The sequence below is a fragment of the Undibacter mobilis genome (genome assembly GCF_003367195.1).
Lineage (GTDB): Bacteria > Pseudomonadota > Alphaproteobacteria > Rhizobiales > Xanthobacteraceae > Pseudolabrys > Pseudolabrys mobilis.
Genome location: NZ_QRGO01000002.1, coordinates 54,954 through 69,600, shown reverse-complemented (window position 1 = coordinate 69,600; position 14,647 = coordinate 54,954). Strand labels below are relative to the sequence as shown.

At 63.8% G+C, this 14,647-nt stretch carries 12 protein-coding genes; 6 read left to right on the top strand and 6 right to left on the bottom strand.

Annotated features, from left to right (window positions below):
• Window positions 1-3: 3 nt before the first annotated feature.
• Genes DXH78_RS14510 through lptF form a run of 3 tightly spaced genes read right to left on the bottom strand, consistent with a single transcriptional unit; the run spans window position 4 to window position 4,768 of the window.
• On the bottom strand, window positions 4-2,508 hold the full coding sequence (locus DXH78_RS14510) for an LPS-assembly protein LptD (protein WP_115517961.1): 2,505 nt from the start codon (window positions 2,506-2,508) through the stop codon (window positions 4-6).
• Window positions 2,508-3,602, bottom strand: a complete 1,095-nt coding sequence (gene lptG / locus DXH78_RS14505) for an LPS export ABC transporter permease LptG (RefSeq protein WP_115517960.1) — start codon at window positions 3,600-3,602, stop codon at window positions 2,508-2,510. The genes DXH78_RS14510 and lptG overlap by 1 nt, the downstream gene beginning before the upstream one ends.
• Window positions 3,599-4,768, bottom strand: a complete 1,170-nt coding sequence (gene lptF, locus DXH78_RS14500) for an LPS export ABC transporter permease LptF (protein ID WP_115517959.1) — start codon at window positions 4,766-4,768, stop codon at window positions 3,599-3,601. Before lptF ends, lptG begins: the two co-directional genes overlap by 4 nt.
• A gap of 368 nt (window positions 4,769-5,136) precedes the next feature.
• On the opposite strand from lptF, the gene DXH78_RS14495 reads away from it, so the two are divergent.
• Window positions 5,137-6,666 (top strand): leucyl aminopeptidase, encoded by a 1,530-nt coding sequence (locus DXH78_RS14495; RefSeq protein WP_115517958.1) that lies wholly within the window; start codon window positions 5,137-5,139, stop codon window positions 6,664-6,666.
• 70 nt (window positions 6,667-6,736) lie between these two features.
• On the opposite strand, the gene DXH78_RS14490 is transcribed toward DXH78_RS14495, so the two are convergent.
• Entirely contained in the window at window positions 6,737-7,183 is a 447-nt protein-coding gene (locus DXH78_RS14490) for a hypothetical protein (RefSeq protein WP_115517957.1), read from the bottom strand.
• Between the two features lie 121 nt (window positions 7,184-7,304).
• Here DXH78_RS14490 and DXH78_RS14485 point away from each other — a divergent pair, with 121 nt between their 5' ends.
• Window positions 7,305-7,757 carry a DNA polymerase III subunit chi gene (locus tag DXH78_RS14485; RefSeq protein WP_115517956.1) on the top strand — a complete coding sequence of 151 codons (453 nt, stop codon included), beginning with the start codon at window positions 7,305-7,307 and terminating at the stop codon, window positions 7,755-7,757.
• A 141-nt stretch (window positions 7,758-7,898) separates the two neighbouring features.
• Window positions 7,899-8,525 (top strand): hypothetical protein, encoded by a 627-nt coding sequence (locus DXH78_RS14480; protein ID WP_147292652.1) that lies wholly within the window; start codon window positions 7,899-7,901, stop codon window positions 8,523-8,525.
• Between the two features lie 14 nt (window positions 8,526-8,539).
• On the opposite strand, the gene DXH78_RS14475 is transcribed toward DXH78_RS14480, so the two are convergent.
• Window positions 8,540-10,408, bottom strand: a complete 1,869-nt coding sequence (locus DXH78_RS14475; RefSeq protein WP_115518491.1) for an ABC-F family ATP-binding cassette domain-containing protein — start codon at window positions 10,406-10,408, stop codon at window positions 8,540-8,542.
• Between the two features lie 98 nt (window positions 10,409-10,506).
• On the bottom strand, window positions 10,507-11,031 hold the full coding sequence (locus DXH78_RS14470; RefSeq protein ID WP_115517954.1) for a DinB family protein: 525 nt from the start codon (window positions 11,029-11,031) through the stop codon (window positions 10,507-10,509).
• A gap of 153 nt (window positions 11,032-11,184) precedes the next feature.
• Here DXH78_RS14470 and ndk point away from each other — a divergent pair, with 153 nt between their 5' ends.
• From ndk to DXH78_RS14455, 3 genes are all read left to right on the top strand, one after another.
• Window positions 11,185-11,607, top strand: a complete 423-nt coding sequence (ndk, locus tag DXH78_RS14465) for a nucleoside-diphosphate kinase (RefSeq protein WP_115517953.1) — start codon at window positions 11,185-11,187, stop codon at window positions 11,605-11,607.
• 149 nt (window positions 11,608-11,756) lie between these two features.
• Window positions 11,757-12,476, top strand: coding sequence for a TerC family protein (locus DXH78_RS14460; RefSeq protein ID WP_115517952.1), 720 nt, complete (start codon window positions 11,757-11,759; stop codon window positions 12,474-12,476).
• Window positions 12,477-12,531: 55 nt separating this feature from the next.
• On the top strand, window positions 12,532-14,634 hold the full coding sequence (locus DXH78_RS14455; RefSeq protein WP_115517951.1) for a molybdopterin-containing oxidoreductase family protein: 2,103 nt from the start codon (window positions 12,532-12,534) through the stop codon (window positions 14,632-14,634).
• The last annotated feature ends 13 nt before the right edge of the window (window positions 14,635-14,647 follow it).

The following is a 14,647-nucleotide window of genomic DNA, read 5'->3' as shown; positions in this document are numbered from 1 at the left end:
GCGTTATTGACCGCCCACACCCTGGCTGACCGAGGTACCGCCCAGCGTGCGCAGGCTCAGCTGCAGCATCACGGTGTGGTTGTTCGAGACGTTGCCGCTGTAGGTGTAATTAGTAATGTAATTCACGGCCAAGATGAGGCAATCGTCGATATAGCCGAGGCCGAGCCGCGTCTGGGCGAACTTCTTGTCGTTGATGTCGTAGAGCGCCTGGCCGAGGATCACCCAGTTGGCGTCCAGCTTGTACTGGCCGGATCCCAGGATGCCCTGGCGGCGGTCGAGGAAGCCGATGAGCGGCTGTGCCGCGTAGTCGCCATAGAGCACCGAACCGCTCCAGCGGTCGAAGCTGGCGGAAGCCTCAAGCTCCATCCGCTGCATGCCGAAATTGGCCTGATCGAAGCGGAAGCGCGAGGTGAAGGTGAAGATGCTGTTCGGCTGGTAGGCGAGGCGGGCGACGTAATCCGAGGATCGGGTATCGAGGCCGCTGTTGAGGCCGGTATTGCTGCTGTCGGTGACGGCGAAGGAGTTCTGACCGAACAGGCTGTACGACTGGCCGAACAGGGCGTTGACGAAGCCGCCTTTGTCGAACTGCGCGGTGTACTGGATGCCGTAATTGGCGCGGCTGCCGCCTTCGGCGCGATCATAACCCGAGAACTTGTCGACCTTGAACAGGTTGGTGTCGTCGAAGATCAGGCTCTGGCCGTCTTCGTTGATCCACTTGCCGACCTGCGTTTCGTTCGGCCGCACAATGATCTGCGCGATCGGTTCGACCGTCTGCGTGCCCCAGGAACTGACATTGATGAAGGGGAAGCGGTATTCCAAACCAACGGTCGGCATGAAGCGGACGAGGTCGGTTTGACCGGGGCTGACGAAGTTGCCGATGTTCGGGTCGTTGGAGACGTTCATCGAACCGGCGTCGGCGCGCACCGAGGCGAAGGGCGTGAACACTTGGCCCAGGCCGTCGGTGATGCTGCGCTTCCAATGTGTCTCCGCGGTGAAGCGGCTGAAGGTGCCGGGCGCGCCGCGCAACAGACAGTTGGCCGAAGTCTTGGCGGCGGGATCGGCCGTGTTGCAAATGCTGCCGCCGTTCGAGCCGGCGGTGAGCGCTGTTTTCGTGATGGCGTCGAAATTGGCCTGGCTGCGGGACAGGCTGGTGAGATTGAACTTGAAGCCGAGTTCGCCGCCGATGATCGGACGATCGACGGTGTAGTCGTAGTCGACCACCGGATGGACGACCGGGATTTGGCCCTGCACGTCCGACTCCGAGAAGCCGAGATAGTACATGCTGCGGGCGTCGAAATAGCTGCGGCTACCGCGACCGGTCAGGTAGAGCTGTGACTTGCCTTCGGCCATGCCGGTCTGCAGCGGATCGGTGGCGCGGTACTGCGACAGGCGCGGATTGTAGTCTTGCAGGAACGTGCGGTCGGACACCAACAGCGCGTCCCAGCCCCAGGCCCACTTGTCGTTGATCGCGAAGCGGCCGCTCGATTCCACGCTGCCGCGATTGTCGCGGAAGCCCGGCGTGGAGGAGCCGTCGCTGCGCTTGAAATAGTTCGGATCGGCCTGATGGATGCCGGCGGCGCGGATCGAATAGGCGCCGTTGATCAGCCGCTGGCGGAATTCGCCCTGCAGCAGCACACCCTGCTTGGTGGTGATCATCGGCGCGACGGTCGCGTCGTAATCGGGCGCCAGCGCCCAATAGTAGGGGATCTCGACCGCGGTGCCGTATTTCGAGCTCGTCGAGACGGTCGGCATCAGGAAGCCGGTCTTGCGCTTCACGGTCGGATCGGGCGCCGAGAAGTACGGCAAATACATGAGGGGCTGGCCGAAGAACTCCAGCTTCGCGTCCTCGAAATAGATCATCTTCTCGCCCTGATCGTGGACGATGCGCGCAGCCTTCACCTGCCAGAGCGGCGGCTTCTGCGGGTTGTCCTTACAGGGTTCGCAGGCGGTGTAGACGCCGTTGTGAAACACCGTGTAGTTGCCGCCAGAGCGCTCGGCCTGCGCGGCGGCCATGCGGGTGCGGTCCGGCGTCTCCACGCGCAAGGAATCGACGAAGCCGTCGCGGTAATCATCGGCCAGATCCATCACCTGGCCATGCGTGATCTTGCCGTCTTCCTCGGTGAGGCGGACATTTCCCTCAGCGCGCAGCCGCTTGGTCTTCTGGTCGTAAGTAACCTTGTCAGCCTCGATGGTCGCGCCGCCGTAGTAGAGCTGCACGTTGCCGACGGCCGAAACGCGATTGTTGGCGTAGTCGTATTTGATCTCGTTGGCCTGAACGAGCATCTGCTTCTGGCCGGACTTGTCGCGCTCGATGGCAGCGGCCGACTTGGCGCGCGCCGGCGGCGGCGGCGGGAAGTCGAGAGTCGTTTGGGCGTGAGCAGGCGCAGGCAAGCCGACGCTGAGAGCGCCGAGACCGCAGGCGGCCAGAAACAGGGCTGTCCAAACGCGACATACGCCGCGGGAGCGGCGGTCTGACACTGACGGACGAGTGCTGGGGCGCACCGCCATCAACCGTCCTCCTGATACAACAACGCCATAAACCCGGTCAGGCCGCCAACGAGCACAGGCAGCCAGGCCGCTGCCACTGGGTGCATCAGGTCGGCCTTGCTCAGGTCCTCGGTTACCTTCTGGAGGATATAAAGCAGAAAGCCCGCGGTGACGCCACTCAAAACCATCTTCTGCACGCCACCGAAACGGAAGAACCGTAAACTTACAGCCGCGGCAAGGAATACCATGGCGGCCAGAAAGAAGGGCCGGGCAAGAAGCTTCTGGAACTGCAATCTATAGCCTGCCGCGCCAAGTCCAGCGTGCTCGGCAATGCGGATATACAGTGGCAATTCCCAAAAAGGTACTGTCTCTGGGGTTGCAAAACTTTCGCGAACCTGCTCGGGGGTGAGGCTGGTCTGGAACCGGAACTCGGCCAGGTCGAGAGGCAGCTTCTGCAACTCATAGACGCGGGCATTGGACAGGTGCCACACCCCCGGTTCCAGCACTGCGGATCGGGCCTCGATACGCTGGCGGAAATGTCCCTCATTGTCGAAGCTGAACACGGTGACGCCGAACAGCGACACGCCTTGGTCGCGGCTTGACGCGGCATTGATGATCGCCGTGCCATCGCTGGTCTTCTGGCTGAGCCAGAACGGGCCGCCGCTTTGGGCGCCCATCGCGTTCTGGCCGAACAATTCGGCCTCGAAGCGCTTGGAGCGCTCCTGGAGGATGGCGGACACCGGGTTGTAGACGGTCGTGGCGAAGACGCCGAGCAGGAAGGCGACGATCAGCGCCGGCGCGACGAATTGCCAGGCCGACATGCCGGCCGAGCGCGCCACCACCAGTTCGAGCCGGCGCGACAGGTTGAGATAGCAGGACATGGCGCCGATCAGGATGCAGAACGGCAGGATGCGCTCGGTGACCTGCGGCACGCGGTACAGGGACGTCTTGGCCACCATGATTCCCGAAACATTCGGGATGTCGGAGGCCCGGCGCATCAACTCGATGTAATCGAGCAAAGCCACCAGAAGAAAAATGCCCGCGAACACCAGGAGCACGGTGTTCAGGAAGCGCATGCCGAAATAGCGCGCCAATGTGCCGCCGACGACGTTCATGACGCGGCCACGCGTTGCGTGAGGCGCAGGATACGTGCCGTTGCCGTTTCGATCCAGCGGTTGAGAAAGGCCGGCGGCTCGATGATCAGGCCGCGATGAATGACGAAAAGCCCGCCGCCGATGGCGAAGGCGAGGGCGATGTATTGCAGGACCAGCATGAACGGCGCGTTGGCGCCGAGCACGGTTGAGGCAAAGCCGATGAGCCTCAGCAAGGCGACGCCGCCAATGGCGCCCAGCATCGACATGTTGCGGCTTTGGCGCGTGGTCCGCGGCGGCCCGAGATAGGCGAAGGCAATGATGACGAAGGCGATGGGATAAAGGGGCGCCACCAGCCTGTCATGCAATTCGGCGCGGAACTGGCCCGGCTGCTCGACATAGTATTTGTCTTTGGGATCCGGGAACAGAAGCTGCCAGAGATAGCGCTCGCGGATCGAGTATGTGACCGCTTGCGGGCCGCCGGAGAACTGCGACAGATCGAACGCGTAACGGTCGAACACGACCATTGCGGGCTCCGGCTTGCGGGTCTCCTGGCGCTGCACGATGCCATCTTGCAGAACGAGGAACGTGCCGTTGTCGTTATCCACGAGTTCGCCGCGTTCGGCGATCACCGTCATGCGCTCGTTCGGATTGCGGCGGTCGTCGAGGAAAATGCCGACGAGCTGACCGTTCTGTCGCCGCTCGCGGATATGGATGGTGACATTGGCTTCGATCGGCGTGAAGCGACCTGGCTGGACGATGGTGCTGACGACATTGGCGCGCACTTCGGTCAGCCAGTCGCGCAGCATGCGCAGGCCCTTGGGCGCGAAATAGGCGCTGATCGCCATCACCAGGATGGAGACAACAAGCGTTACTGACATGAAGGCGCGGAACAGGAACCACGGCGACATGCCGGCCGCGTTCATGACGATGATCTCGGAATCGGTCGATAGCTTGTTGAGGTTGTGCGCGACCGCGATCAGCAGCGCGATCGGCGCGATCACCAGAACGAGCAGGGGAATAATGAGACCGGTGATGCCGACGAAGACCAGAATGGTCTGGCCCTGGCTGGTCATGATGTCGATGTCGCGCAGCGCCTGGGTCACCCAGATCACCGCCGTGAGACTGATGAGCACGAGCGCAAAGGCACCGAAGGTGGTGCGGAAGATATAGCGGCTGATGGAGCCCATGCGCGCTGTCTTGTCCCAGGTCCCCTAAAACGCCCCCGCGCCGGACCCCCGTCCGGCACCGTGACGCAGCAATCTTAACCCGATCCTGTTGGTTAACGTTGTTCGACGTACAAAATGGCTCAGGCAAGGCAAAGCCATTGAACATGCCCAACAATTGGTTAATGGCGGGGGCGGATACTGGGCCCAAACCAAGCCTGCGGGAAGCGATTCTGGCAAGCTGTAACGGCGCCCTTGGGCAGTTCGGCTCAGAGCTGGTTTGTGGCTGGTGAAAAGGCTCCATTTGGCGGTTCGGGGGCTTTGCAGAGCCCCCGGTGCGGCGCATATGGGTCAGGTCGTCGCTATTTCCTGCCTGACCCAAGGACCCCGCCATGGCCGATGCTCCCCGGATCTCGTTTAGTCCCGTTTTCGCAGCCAAGCCGGGCGGCACATTGGTCGTTTTCTGCGATGAGGGGTTGAAGTTCGGCGCGCGTGCGACCGAGGCCCTCGGGGCGGCGGCGGCGCTGGTGACCCGCGCGGCCAAGGCCGAGCAATTCAGCGGTAAAAGCGGCTCCGCGCTCCAACTGATCATGCCCGACGGGCTCAAGGTCGACCGTCTGTTCGTGCTCGGCGCCGGCAAGGTGGCCGAGCTGAAGTCAGAGGACATCGTCAAGCTGGGCGGTGCGGCGATGGGCAAACTGCCGAAGGCGGGCGATGCCACGGTCGTCGCCGACCTGCCGGCGGCGGGCAAGGGCAAGGATGGCGGCAAAAATGCCGGCATGAGTGCCGAGCAGGCTGCCGATCTGGCGCTGGGCATGCTGCTGCGCGCCTACGCCTTCGACCGCTACAAGACCAAACGCAAAGCCGACGACAAGCCGGTCGGCCAGCGTAACGTCGTCATTGCAACCGGCGACGTCGCGGCGGCACGCAAGGCCTTTGTCGCGCGCGAGGCCCTTGCCGGCGGCGTGCTCACGGCGCGCGATCTCGTCAACGAGCCCCCAAATGTGCTCTTCCCGGAAGAGTTCGCTCGCCGCACGCTGGCATTGAAAAAAGCCGGCTGCACAGTCGAGATTCTCAATATGGCGGCGCTGAAGAAGCTCGGCATGGGCGCGCTGCTCGGCGTCGGCCAGGGCTCGACGCGCGAGAGTCGCGTCGTTGTGATGCGCTGGAACGGCGGCAAGAAGGGCGAGGCGCCCGTTGCCTTCATCGGCAAGGGCGTGTGCTTCGACACCGGCGGCATTTCGATCAAGCCGGCGGCCGGCATGGAAGATATGAAGGGCGACATGGCGGGCGCGGCCTGCGTCGTCGGCCTGATGCAGGCGCTTGCAGGGCGTAAAGCCAAGGTCAATGCCGTTGGCGTTATCGGTCTCGTCGAGAACATGCCGGACGGCAATGCGCAGCGGCCCGGCGACATCGTGACCTCGATGTCGGGCCAGACCATCGAGATCATCAACACCGACGCCGAAGGCCGCCTCGTTCTCGCGGACGTGCTCTGGTACACAAAGGAAAAATACAAACCGCAGTTCATGGTCAATCTGGCGACCTTGACCGGCGCCATCATTGTGGCCCTCGGTCATGAATTTGCCGGCCTGTTCTCCAACAGCGACGAACTCAGCGAGCGCCTGACGGCGAGCGGCGAGGCGACGGGCGAGCCGGTGTGGCGCATGCCGCTGTCGGCGGCGTTCGACAAGATGATCGATTCAAAGTTCGCCGACATGAAGAACACCGGCGGCTCGCGCGCCGGCGGCTCAAGCACTGCGGCGCAGTTCCTGCAGCGCTTTGTCGACAAGACGCCGTGGGCGCATCTCGACATTGCCGGCACCGGCATGGATTCGCGCCAGAACGACATCAACAAAAGCTGGGCTTCGGGCTGGGGCGTCCGGCTGCTCGACCGGCTGGTGGCGGATTTCTACGAGCGGTGAGGGCGCCTGGCTCTCTTGCGCGTTCAAAATCCGCCACGCGGGTCGCTCGGCATTCAGCGGCCGTCCGGCATCATGGAATGTTGGCGTTCACCCAGTCGATGAGTTCATCATCCGTGTATTCGCTGAGCGTCTTCGGCGTTGCCGCCGTGATCGGCGTCTGCGTCGAATTGCACTTGGGAAACGTTGTGCCGTATCGCTCGGCGGTGCCGACGCATTGAACGATCAGCAAGTAGTTGCCGCCCGAGTCCGGATAGGCCTTGATGAACGCGATGGTGCTCCTGAGCGTGGCGTCCCATGTGGGCGGCGGCGGCTTGGCACGGGCGGCCGGCGCGACGCCATCGTCCATTCTGAAGCCGGCTTTGCCGACGTCGACTTGCGACGTCGCGCTGCGCAGGCCCAGCGAGTCGAAGCAGACATTGCGCCATTGTTCGGTGGTGATTGCGTAAGCCGGCGTGTCAATCGCCGACAGCGGGACGAGCATCGCGACCGCGATGCCGAGACTTCGGAAGGAACGCATGGCATTTGCCTTTTCGGTCCATGTTATCCTCCCGTTGCAGTTTCCGATGAGACAATCAAAACGTGTCTAAATTTAGTCAGTTCGAGACGGCACCGGCGGGCCTGCGTATGATGCGGAAGTCATGACCGAAATTCTCTTCTACCATCTGCAGGGCCAGAAGCTCGAAGGCGTGCTGACGCCGCTCATCGAGAAATCGCTGGAGCGCGGCTGGCGCGTCGCGGTGCAAGGCTCCAGCGAAGAGCGCATCGAGGCGCTCGACGCCCATCTATGGACCTATCGCGACGACGGCTTCCTGCCGCACGGCACCTGGCGCGAGGCGGAAGCGGCACAGCAACCGGTGCTGCTCACGGTCAACGACACCAATCCGAATGCCGCGACCGTGCGTTTCCTGATCGATGGCGCAGCGCTGCCGGCTGACGCCGAGGCCTATCAGCGCATCGTGCTGGTGTTCGACGGCAACGACGATGACGCGGTGGCGCAAGCGCGGGGCTTCTGGACCGAGGCCAAGGGCAAGGGCTTCGAGGCGACCTATTGGCAGCCCGACGAGCAGGGCCGCTGGGTCAAGAAAGCCTGAGAACCGCCGTCCGGTTCCCCTTGATTTGAGCAGCGGCTCGGCCACTGGCCGAGTTGCCGCTGCCATTGTGATGACGCAAAATAGGTCTTAAGGGACAATACGATAGATTGCTGATGATGAATTGATCCGGGGATGTTTGTCTTGGTGCGACGCGACGTGAAATCGAAACTGGCGATGGCCGGCACTGCGCTTGTGGCGCTTGCCCTTGGTGGCTGCGGCAGTGTGAACAGCATGAGCGATACGCTGCGCTCTGACGCCGGCTGGTTTTCTAAGCCGGTGAGCGGCCTGTTCTCGCGCGAGGACGGCTCAGGCTCGATGGGGACGGCCAAGAATTTGTCGCTCGGGCCCAGCGGGCCGGTGCCTCCGGAAGATCTCGTCAATCCTGACGGCAGCTGTGCTGCTGCGGCGGCCGAGACGCCAGCGCCGGCAAGCCCCGCCGCGCCGCAAGCCGGCTCGGTGGCGGGCGATCTTGCCGGTTCGCCGATGCCAGCGGGCGGTGACGCACCGGTCCTGGGCGGCGTCGCGCTCGGGATGTCGGAATGCCAGGTGGTGCGCCGCGCCGGCACGCCAAGCAACGTCGCTATTAGCGCGGCCGAAAACAACGAGCGCAAGACCGTGCTGACCTACGCCGCTGGGCAGTGGCCGGGCGTGTACACCTTTGCGTCGGGCCGCCTGAAGGTGGTCGATGCGTTGCCGCAAGCGCAGAAGCCGAAACCGGTGGCGAAGAAGAAACCGGCGCCGAAGCGCGCGCCGACCCGCATCAACTAATCCGGCGCCGGAATTTACGCCTGCTCCAGTGCGCTGGAAGCGGCGAGCCATTCCTCTTCGGCCTTGGCGATCGCCGCGACGACGTTCGCGCGTGTCTTCGACAGATCGGCGGCGCGTGCAGGGTCCTTCACGAACAGCTCGCCGTCGCCCAGCGTGTTGTCGAGCTTGGCGAGTTGCTTGTTGAGCTGCGCTATGTCGGCTTCCGCTTTTTGAATCTGCTTGCGTAGCGGTGCCGTCTCGGCGCGTTTTTCGGCGGCGGCGCGGCGCGCTTCGGCCGGATCGACGCGCGGCGCGGCTTTCGCGACGCTCGACGGCTTGCCTTCCGACAGGATGAAGCGGTGGTAGTCCTCGATATCGCCGTCGAAGGGTTTGACCTTGCCGCCCGCCACCAGCCACAGCCGGTCGACGCAGGCTTCCAGCAAATAACGGTCGTGCGACACCAGGATCACGGCGCCGGGGAAATCGTTGATTGCTTCGATCAGCGCGCCGCGGCTGTCGATGTCGAGATGGTTGGTCGGCTCGTCGAGGATGATGAGATGCGGCGCCTCGAAGGTCGACAGGCCCAGCATCAATCGGGCTTTCTCGCCGCCCGACAGTTTCTCGACCTTGGTGTTGCCGGCGTCACCGGAAAAGCCGATGGCGCCGACGCGGGCGCGTATTCTGGCTTCCGGCTGATCGGGCATCAGGCGGCGGACATGATCGTAGGGGCTGTCGTTGAGGTCGAGCTCGTCGACCTGATGCTGCGCGAAGTAGCCGACCTTCAAAGGCGCGGCGCGCGTGACAGTGCCGCGCTCGGGTTTGAGGCGGCCGGCAAGCAGCTTCACCAAAGTCGATTTGCCGTTGCCGTTGGAGCCCAGCAGCGCGATGCGGTCATCATTGTCGATGCGCAGCGATACGCCGCTGAGCACCGGATGGCCGGGCTCGTAGCCGACCGCGACGCCGTCGGTGGCGATGATCGGCGGCGATAGCAGCTTGTCCGGTGCGGGAATGTTGATCGGCCGCACATCGTCCGTCGTCATCGACACGATGGGCTGCATCTTGGCCAGCATCTTGATGCGCGACTGCGCCTGCCGCGCCTTGGTGGCCTTGGCGCGGAAGCGATCGACGAAGGCCTGCAGATGCGCACGCTGGGCCTCCTGCTTCTTGATCATCTTCTGGTCGAGCGCGAGGCGTTCGCTGCGCAGGCGCTCGAAGTCGGAATAGCCGCCTTTGTAGAGCGTGAGCTTCTTGGCTTCGAGGGCGAGGATCTGGTTGACCGAATTGTCCAGGAGGTCGCGGTCATGGCTGACCACGATCATGGTGTGCGGATATTTCGCCAGATGATCCTGCAGCCACAGCGTGCCTTCGAGATCGAGATAGTTGGTGGGCTCGTCGAGCAACAGCAGGTCGGGTTCGGCGAACAAGGTCGCGGCGAGGGCGACGCGCATGCGCCAGCCGCCGGAAAATTCGGTGCAGGGGCGTTGCTGGTCCGACGGCGAGAAGCCGAGCCCTGACAGGATGGCGGCGGCCCGGGCCGGGGCGGCATGGGCGCCGATGTCGGCAAGGCGCGACTGAATCTCGGCAATACGGTTCGGATCGGTGGCGGTTTCAGCTTCGGCCAGCAGGTCGGTGCGCTCGCTCGGCGCTTGCAGCACGACTTTGAGCAGGCTCTCGGGACCGTTCGGCGCTTCCTGGGCGAGGCGGCCGATGCGCCAGCGCGGCGGCAGGCTGACGGAACCGGTTTCCGCGCCCAGTTGGCCGGTGATGACATTGAACAGCGTCGATTTGCCGGTGCCATTGCGGCCGATCAGGCCGACGCGCGCGCCGGGCGTGACCCGGGCGCTGGCATCCTCGAGCAGGGAACGGCCGGCGATGCGGACGGTGAGATTGTCGATAATCAGCATGATGCGCGCCTTGTGGCCGACACGCCCGCGCCGCGCAATCCCCAATTCCGATGTCCTTCCGGGCGCGTCTTGCCGCGTCCGGAATGACGAGATGGAGCTCAGCTCATCGAGCTCAGGCCCATGCCGGTTTCGCGCTGGAGGATCAGAAGGTCGAAACTCGGCGTCGCATCATTGCCGAGAATGGCGGTGAGAAGGGCGTGCGCCTGGCCGCGGTGATGCGTCTGGTGATTGAAGAAATGGTCCAGCGCGGGCGCCAGCGGCTGCTCGATGACCTGCGGATTGACAACCGTCTTGTAGCGCAACGTCCCGTCGAGCCTGGCCTGATCGAGGCCGTCTATGTAGCGATTGATAAGAACGTCTTGCGAGCGGCGAGCGGCCCGTAAATCCTCGAAACGGTCGAACAGGATGGCGTTGAGGCCCGGTGGGACCTCGCCGACGCCGGTAAAGCGCCGCATCCAGATACGGTCGGCGACCAGGAGGTGATTCAGCGTGCCGTGCAGCGATTTGAAGAAGGCGCCGCGATCGGCGCGGTATTCGGCGTCCGGCACCTTGGCGATGGCATCGTAGAGCCGCTCATTGCACCAGGCATTGTAGGCGGCGAACATCTGGTAGCGGGATTTCATCAATGCCTCCAGCTCTCTCGGAAAAGTCCTTGAAAGGAGAGGAAAACCGGCCTTGCCGGGCCCCCTCGGCCCCCGGTATAAGCCGCCCGCAATCTCCCCTCCAATCAAAGTCGGACATCAGTCCGATCAATTCCACTGAAGGATTTAAACCCGATGGCAGTTGAGCGTACTTTTTCGATCCTCAAGCCCGATGCCACCGAGCGGAACCTGACCGGCGCGATCAATGCCATGATCGAAAAGGCCGGTCTGCGCATCGTCGCGCAGAAGCGCGTGCGCATCACCAAGGACCAGGCCGAGCAGTTCTATTCCGTTCACAAGGCACGGCCGTTCTTCGGCGAACTCGTCGATTTCATGATCTCGGCGCCGGTCGTCGTGCAGGTGCTCGAAGGCGAAGGCGCGATTGCCAAGTACCGGGACGTGATGGGCGCCACTGACCCGTCGAAGGCGGCCGATGGCACCATCCGCAAGACCCACGCCAAGTCGATCGGCGAGAACTCGGTGCATGGTTCGGACTCGGCCGAGAACGCGGCGATCGAGATCGCCCAGTTCTTCTCCGGCAACGAAATCGTCGGCTAAGATCAATTAGCGAAGAACCGGCGGCGGGCCGCTTCCGCAAAGGGGCGGCCCGCAACGATCCGGCGAACTGAACCGTGTAACTTTGAACTATCCGCACAGCGCGATGCGGGCACAGGTGGGGAGACAAAGCGGTGGCAAATCTGTTTGAGATGATCGGCTCCGGCTGGGGCCAGATGGGCGGCGGCGAATTCTGGATCGCGCTCGTCAAGATCATCTGGATCAACATCCTTCTCTCCGGCGATAACGCGCTGGTCATTGCCATGGCCTGCCGCGGTCTGCCACCGCATCAGCGCAAATGGGGCATGATCCTCGGCGCCGGTGTCGCCGTCGGCATGCGCATTGTCTTCACTGGCGTCGTCGCGACGCTGATGCTGCTGCCGTGGCTCAAGATCGCGGGCGGCCTGGCGCTGCTCTACATCGCCGCCAAGCTCCTGGTGCCGGACGAGGCCGAGGACGATCACGGCGAGGCGGTGCAGAATCTGTGGCGCGCCGTGCGCATTGTCGCGGTCGCCGACATCATCATGAGCCTCGACAACGTCATCGCCATTGCCGCCGCGGCCGGCGGCAACATGGCGCTGCTGGTCATCGGCCTGGCCATTTCGATCCCGCTGATCGTGGCCGGCGCGGCGCTGATCATGGCGCTGCTTGACCGCTTCCCGGTGCTGATCTGGGCCGGCGCGGCGCTGCTCGGCTGGATCTCCGGTGAGGTCATTGCGACCGATCCGGTGGTGACGGGCTATCTGGCCCAGTACGGGGCCGGCACGGCGCACGTGGTCGAGTACACGGCCGCGGCGGTCGGCGCGGTGCTGGTGCTGACGGTCGGCGGCCTGTGGCGGCGCTCGCGCATGCCGAAGGAAAGCGAAGTCTAGGACAGGACGCGACAGGGGCGCGACTTGCGGCGACTCCGCCGGTATAGTCGCGGCCATGAACCAGACCGTCCGGCCTCCGAAGCAAGCCATCCGGATCGGGCATTCGGCCTGTCCGCATGATTGCCCCTCGACCTGCGCGCTCGATGTCGAAATTCTCGACGCGCATACCATCGGCCGCGTGCGCGGCGCGCGCGACAACGACTACACTGCGGGTGTCGTCTGCGCGAAAGTGGCGCGCTATGCCGAGCGCGAGCATCACGCCGATCGCCTGATGCATCCGCTGCAGCGCGTCGGCGGGAAAGGCTCGCGCGAGTTTCGCCGCATCGGCTGGGACGACGCGCTCGATATCGTGGCCGAGCAGCTATTGAAGGCCGAAACGCACCACGGCGCGGAAAGCGTCTGGCCGTATTATTACGCCGGCACCATGGGCCTCGTCATGCGCGACGGCATCCACCGGCTGCGCCACGTCAAGAAATATTCGGGCTTTCATTCGACCATCTGCGTCAATCCGGCGTGGTCTGGTTTTGCCGCCGGCACCGGCAAGATCGCCGGCAGCGATCCGCGCGAGATGGCGAAGTCCGATCTCGTGGTGATTTGGGGCACCAATCCGGTCAACACGCAGGTCAATGTCATGACCCATGCGACGCACGCGCGAAAAGAACGCGGCGCCAAGATTGCAGCGGTCGATGTCTATATGAACGGCACCATGGCGCAGGCCGATCTTCCGGTGCTGGTGAAGCCCGGCACCGACGGCGCGCTTGCTTGTGCGGTGATGCATTGCCTGTTCCGCGACGGCAAGGCGGACTGGGCCTATCTCGACAAATACACCGACGCGCCGCGTGAACTCGAAGCGCATCTCAAAACGCGCGATCCGCAATGGGCCTCCGCGATCACCGGTACGCCGGTCGAGACCATCGAAGAGTTCGCGCGGCTGATCGGCGATACCAAGCGCACCTATTTCCGGCTCGGCTATGGCTTCGCCCGTTCGCGCAATGGTGCGGCCAATATGCACGCGGCGCTGTCGATCGCCGCCGTCACCGGCGCCTGGCAATATGAGGGCGGCGGCGCCTTTCACAACAACAACGATATCTTCGGCCTCAACAAATCGCTGATCGAAGGCACCGATGCCTTCGACCCGAAAGTGCGCATGCTCGATCAGTCGCGGATCGGCGCGATCCTCACCGGCGACCGCGACGCCTTGCGGGGCGGGCCGCCGGTCGATGCGCTGTTTATTCAGAACACCAATCCCCTGTCGGTGGCGCCGGACCAGACCTTGGTGAAGCGCGGCTTTGCCCGCGACGACCTGTTCGTCTGCGTCCACGAGCAGTTCATGACCGAGACGGCAGAGGTCGCCGATATCGTGCTGCCAGCAACGACCTTTCTCGAACACGACGACATTTATCGCGGCGGCGGCCACCAATACATTATGCTGGGGCCAAAGCTGGTCGAACCGCCGGGCGAGTGCCGTAACAATCACGACGTCGTTGCCGCCTTGGCCGAACGTCTCGGCGCCGAGCACGAGGGCTTCGGCATGAGCCCGCGCGAACTGATCGACGACATGCTGCGCCGCTCGAAGCGCGGCACGCTGGCCGAACTCGAAGCCAATAAGTGGATCGATTGCCAGCCGCCATTCGAGAAGGCGCATTACCTCGACGGCTTCAACTGGCCGGACGGCAAATTCCGCTTCAAGCCGGACTGGCCGAAAGTGCCATTCCGCAGCCCGTACACGTCAGGTCCGGTCGACGACATGCCGGTGCTGCCCGATCACTGGAACGTGGTCGAGACGGCCGATGCGGAACATCCGTTCCGGCTGGCGACGTCACCGGCGCGCGGCTTCCTCAATTCGACGTTCAATGAAACGCCGACATCGCAGGCCAACGAGAAACGGCCGACGGTGATGATCCATCCGGACGACGCGGCAGAGCAGGGCATCGCTGACGGCGACGAGGTCGTGCTGGGTAATCGGCGCGGCGAGGTGCGCCTGCATGCCAAACTGTTCGACGGCGTGCGCCGCGGCGTGCTGATCGCGGAATCGATCTGGCCGAATTCGGCTTACGTGGACGGCCGCGGCATCAACACGCTCACCGGCGCGGATGCGGTGGCGCCGTTCGGCGGCGCGGCGTTTCACGACAATAAGGTGTGGGTGCGGAAGGCGTGACGGTCATTCCGGG

What these genes read in the sequence shown, in the direction of transcription:
- DXH78_RS14510 (WP_115517961.1), bottom strand. Translation starts at nt 2,508, where the DNA reads ATGGCGGTGCGCCCCAGCACTCGTCCGTCAGTGTCAGACCGCCGCTCC.
- lptG (WP_115517960.1), bottom strand. Translation starts at nt 3,602, where the DNA reads ATGAACGTCGTCGGCGGCACATTGGCGCGCTATTTCGGCATGCGCTTC.
- lptF (WP_115517959.1), bottom strand. Translation starts at nt 4,768, where the DNA reads ATGGGCTCCATCAGCCGCTATATCTTCCGCACCACCTTCGGTGCCTTT.
- DXH78_RS14495 (WP_115517958.1), top strand. Translation starts at nt 5,137, where the DNA reads ATGGCCGATGCTCCCCGGATCTCGTTTAGTCCCGTTTTCGCAGCCAAG.
- DXH78_RS14490 (WP_115517957.1), bottom strand. Translation starts at nt 7,183, where the DNA reads ATGCGTTCCTTCCGAAGTCTCGGCATCGCGGTCGCGATGCTCGTCCCG.
- DXH78_RS14485 (WP_115517956.1), top strand. Translation starts at nt 7,305, where the DNA reads ATGACCGAAATTCTCTTCTACCATCTGCAGGGCCAGAAGCTCGAAGGC.
- DXH78_RS14475 (WP_115518491.1), bottom strand. Translation starts at nt 10,408, where the DNA reads ATGCTGATTATCGACAATCTCACCGTCCGCATCGCCGGCCGTTCCCTG.
- DXH78_RS14470 (WP_115517954.1), bottom strand. Translation starts at nt 11,031, where the DNA reads ATGAAATCCCGCTACCAGATGTTCGCCGCCTACAATGCCTGGTGCAAT.
- ndk (WP_115517953.1), top strand. Translation starts at nt 11,185, where the DNA reads ATGGCAGTTGAGCGTACTTTTTCGATCCTCAAGCCCGATGCCACCGAG.
- DXH78_RS14460 (WP_115517952.1), top strand. Translation starts at nt 11,757, where the DNA reads ATGATCGGCTCCGGCTGGGGCCAGATGGGCGGCGGCGAATTCTGGATC.
- DXH78_RS14455 (WP_115517951.1), top strand. Translation starts at nt 12,532, where the DNA reads ATGAACCAGACCGTCCGGCCTCCGAAGCAAGCCATCCGGATCGGGCAT.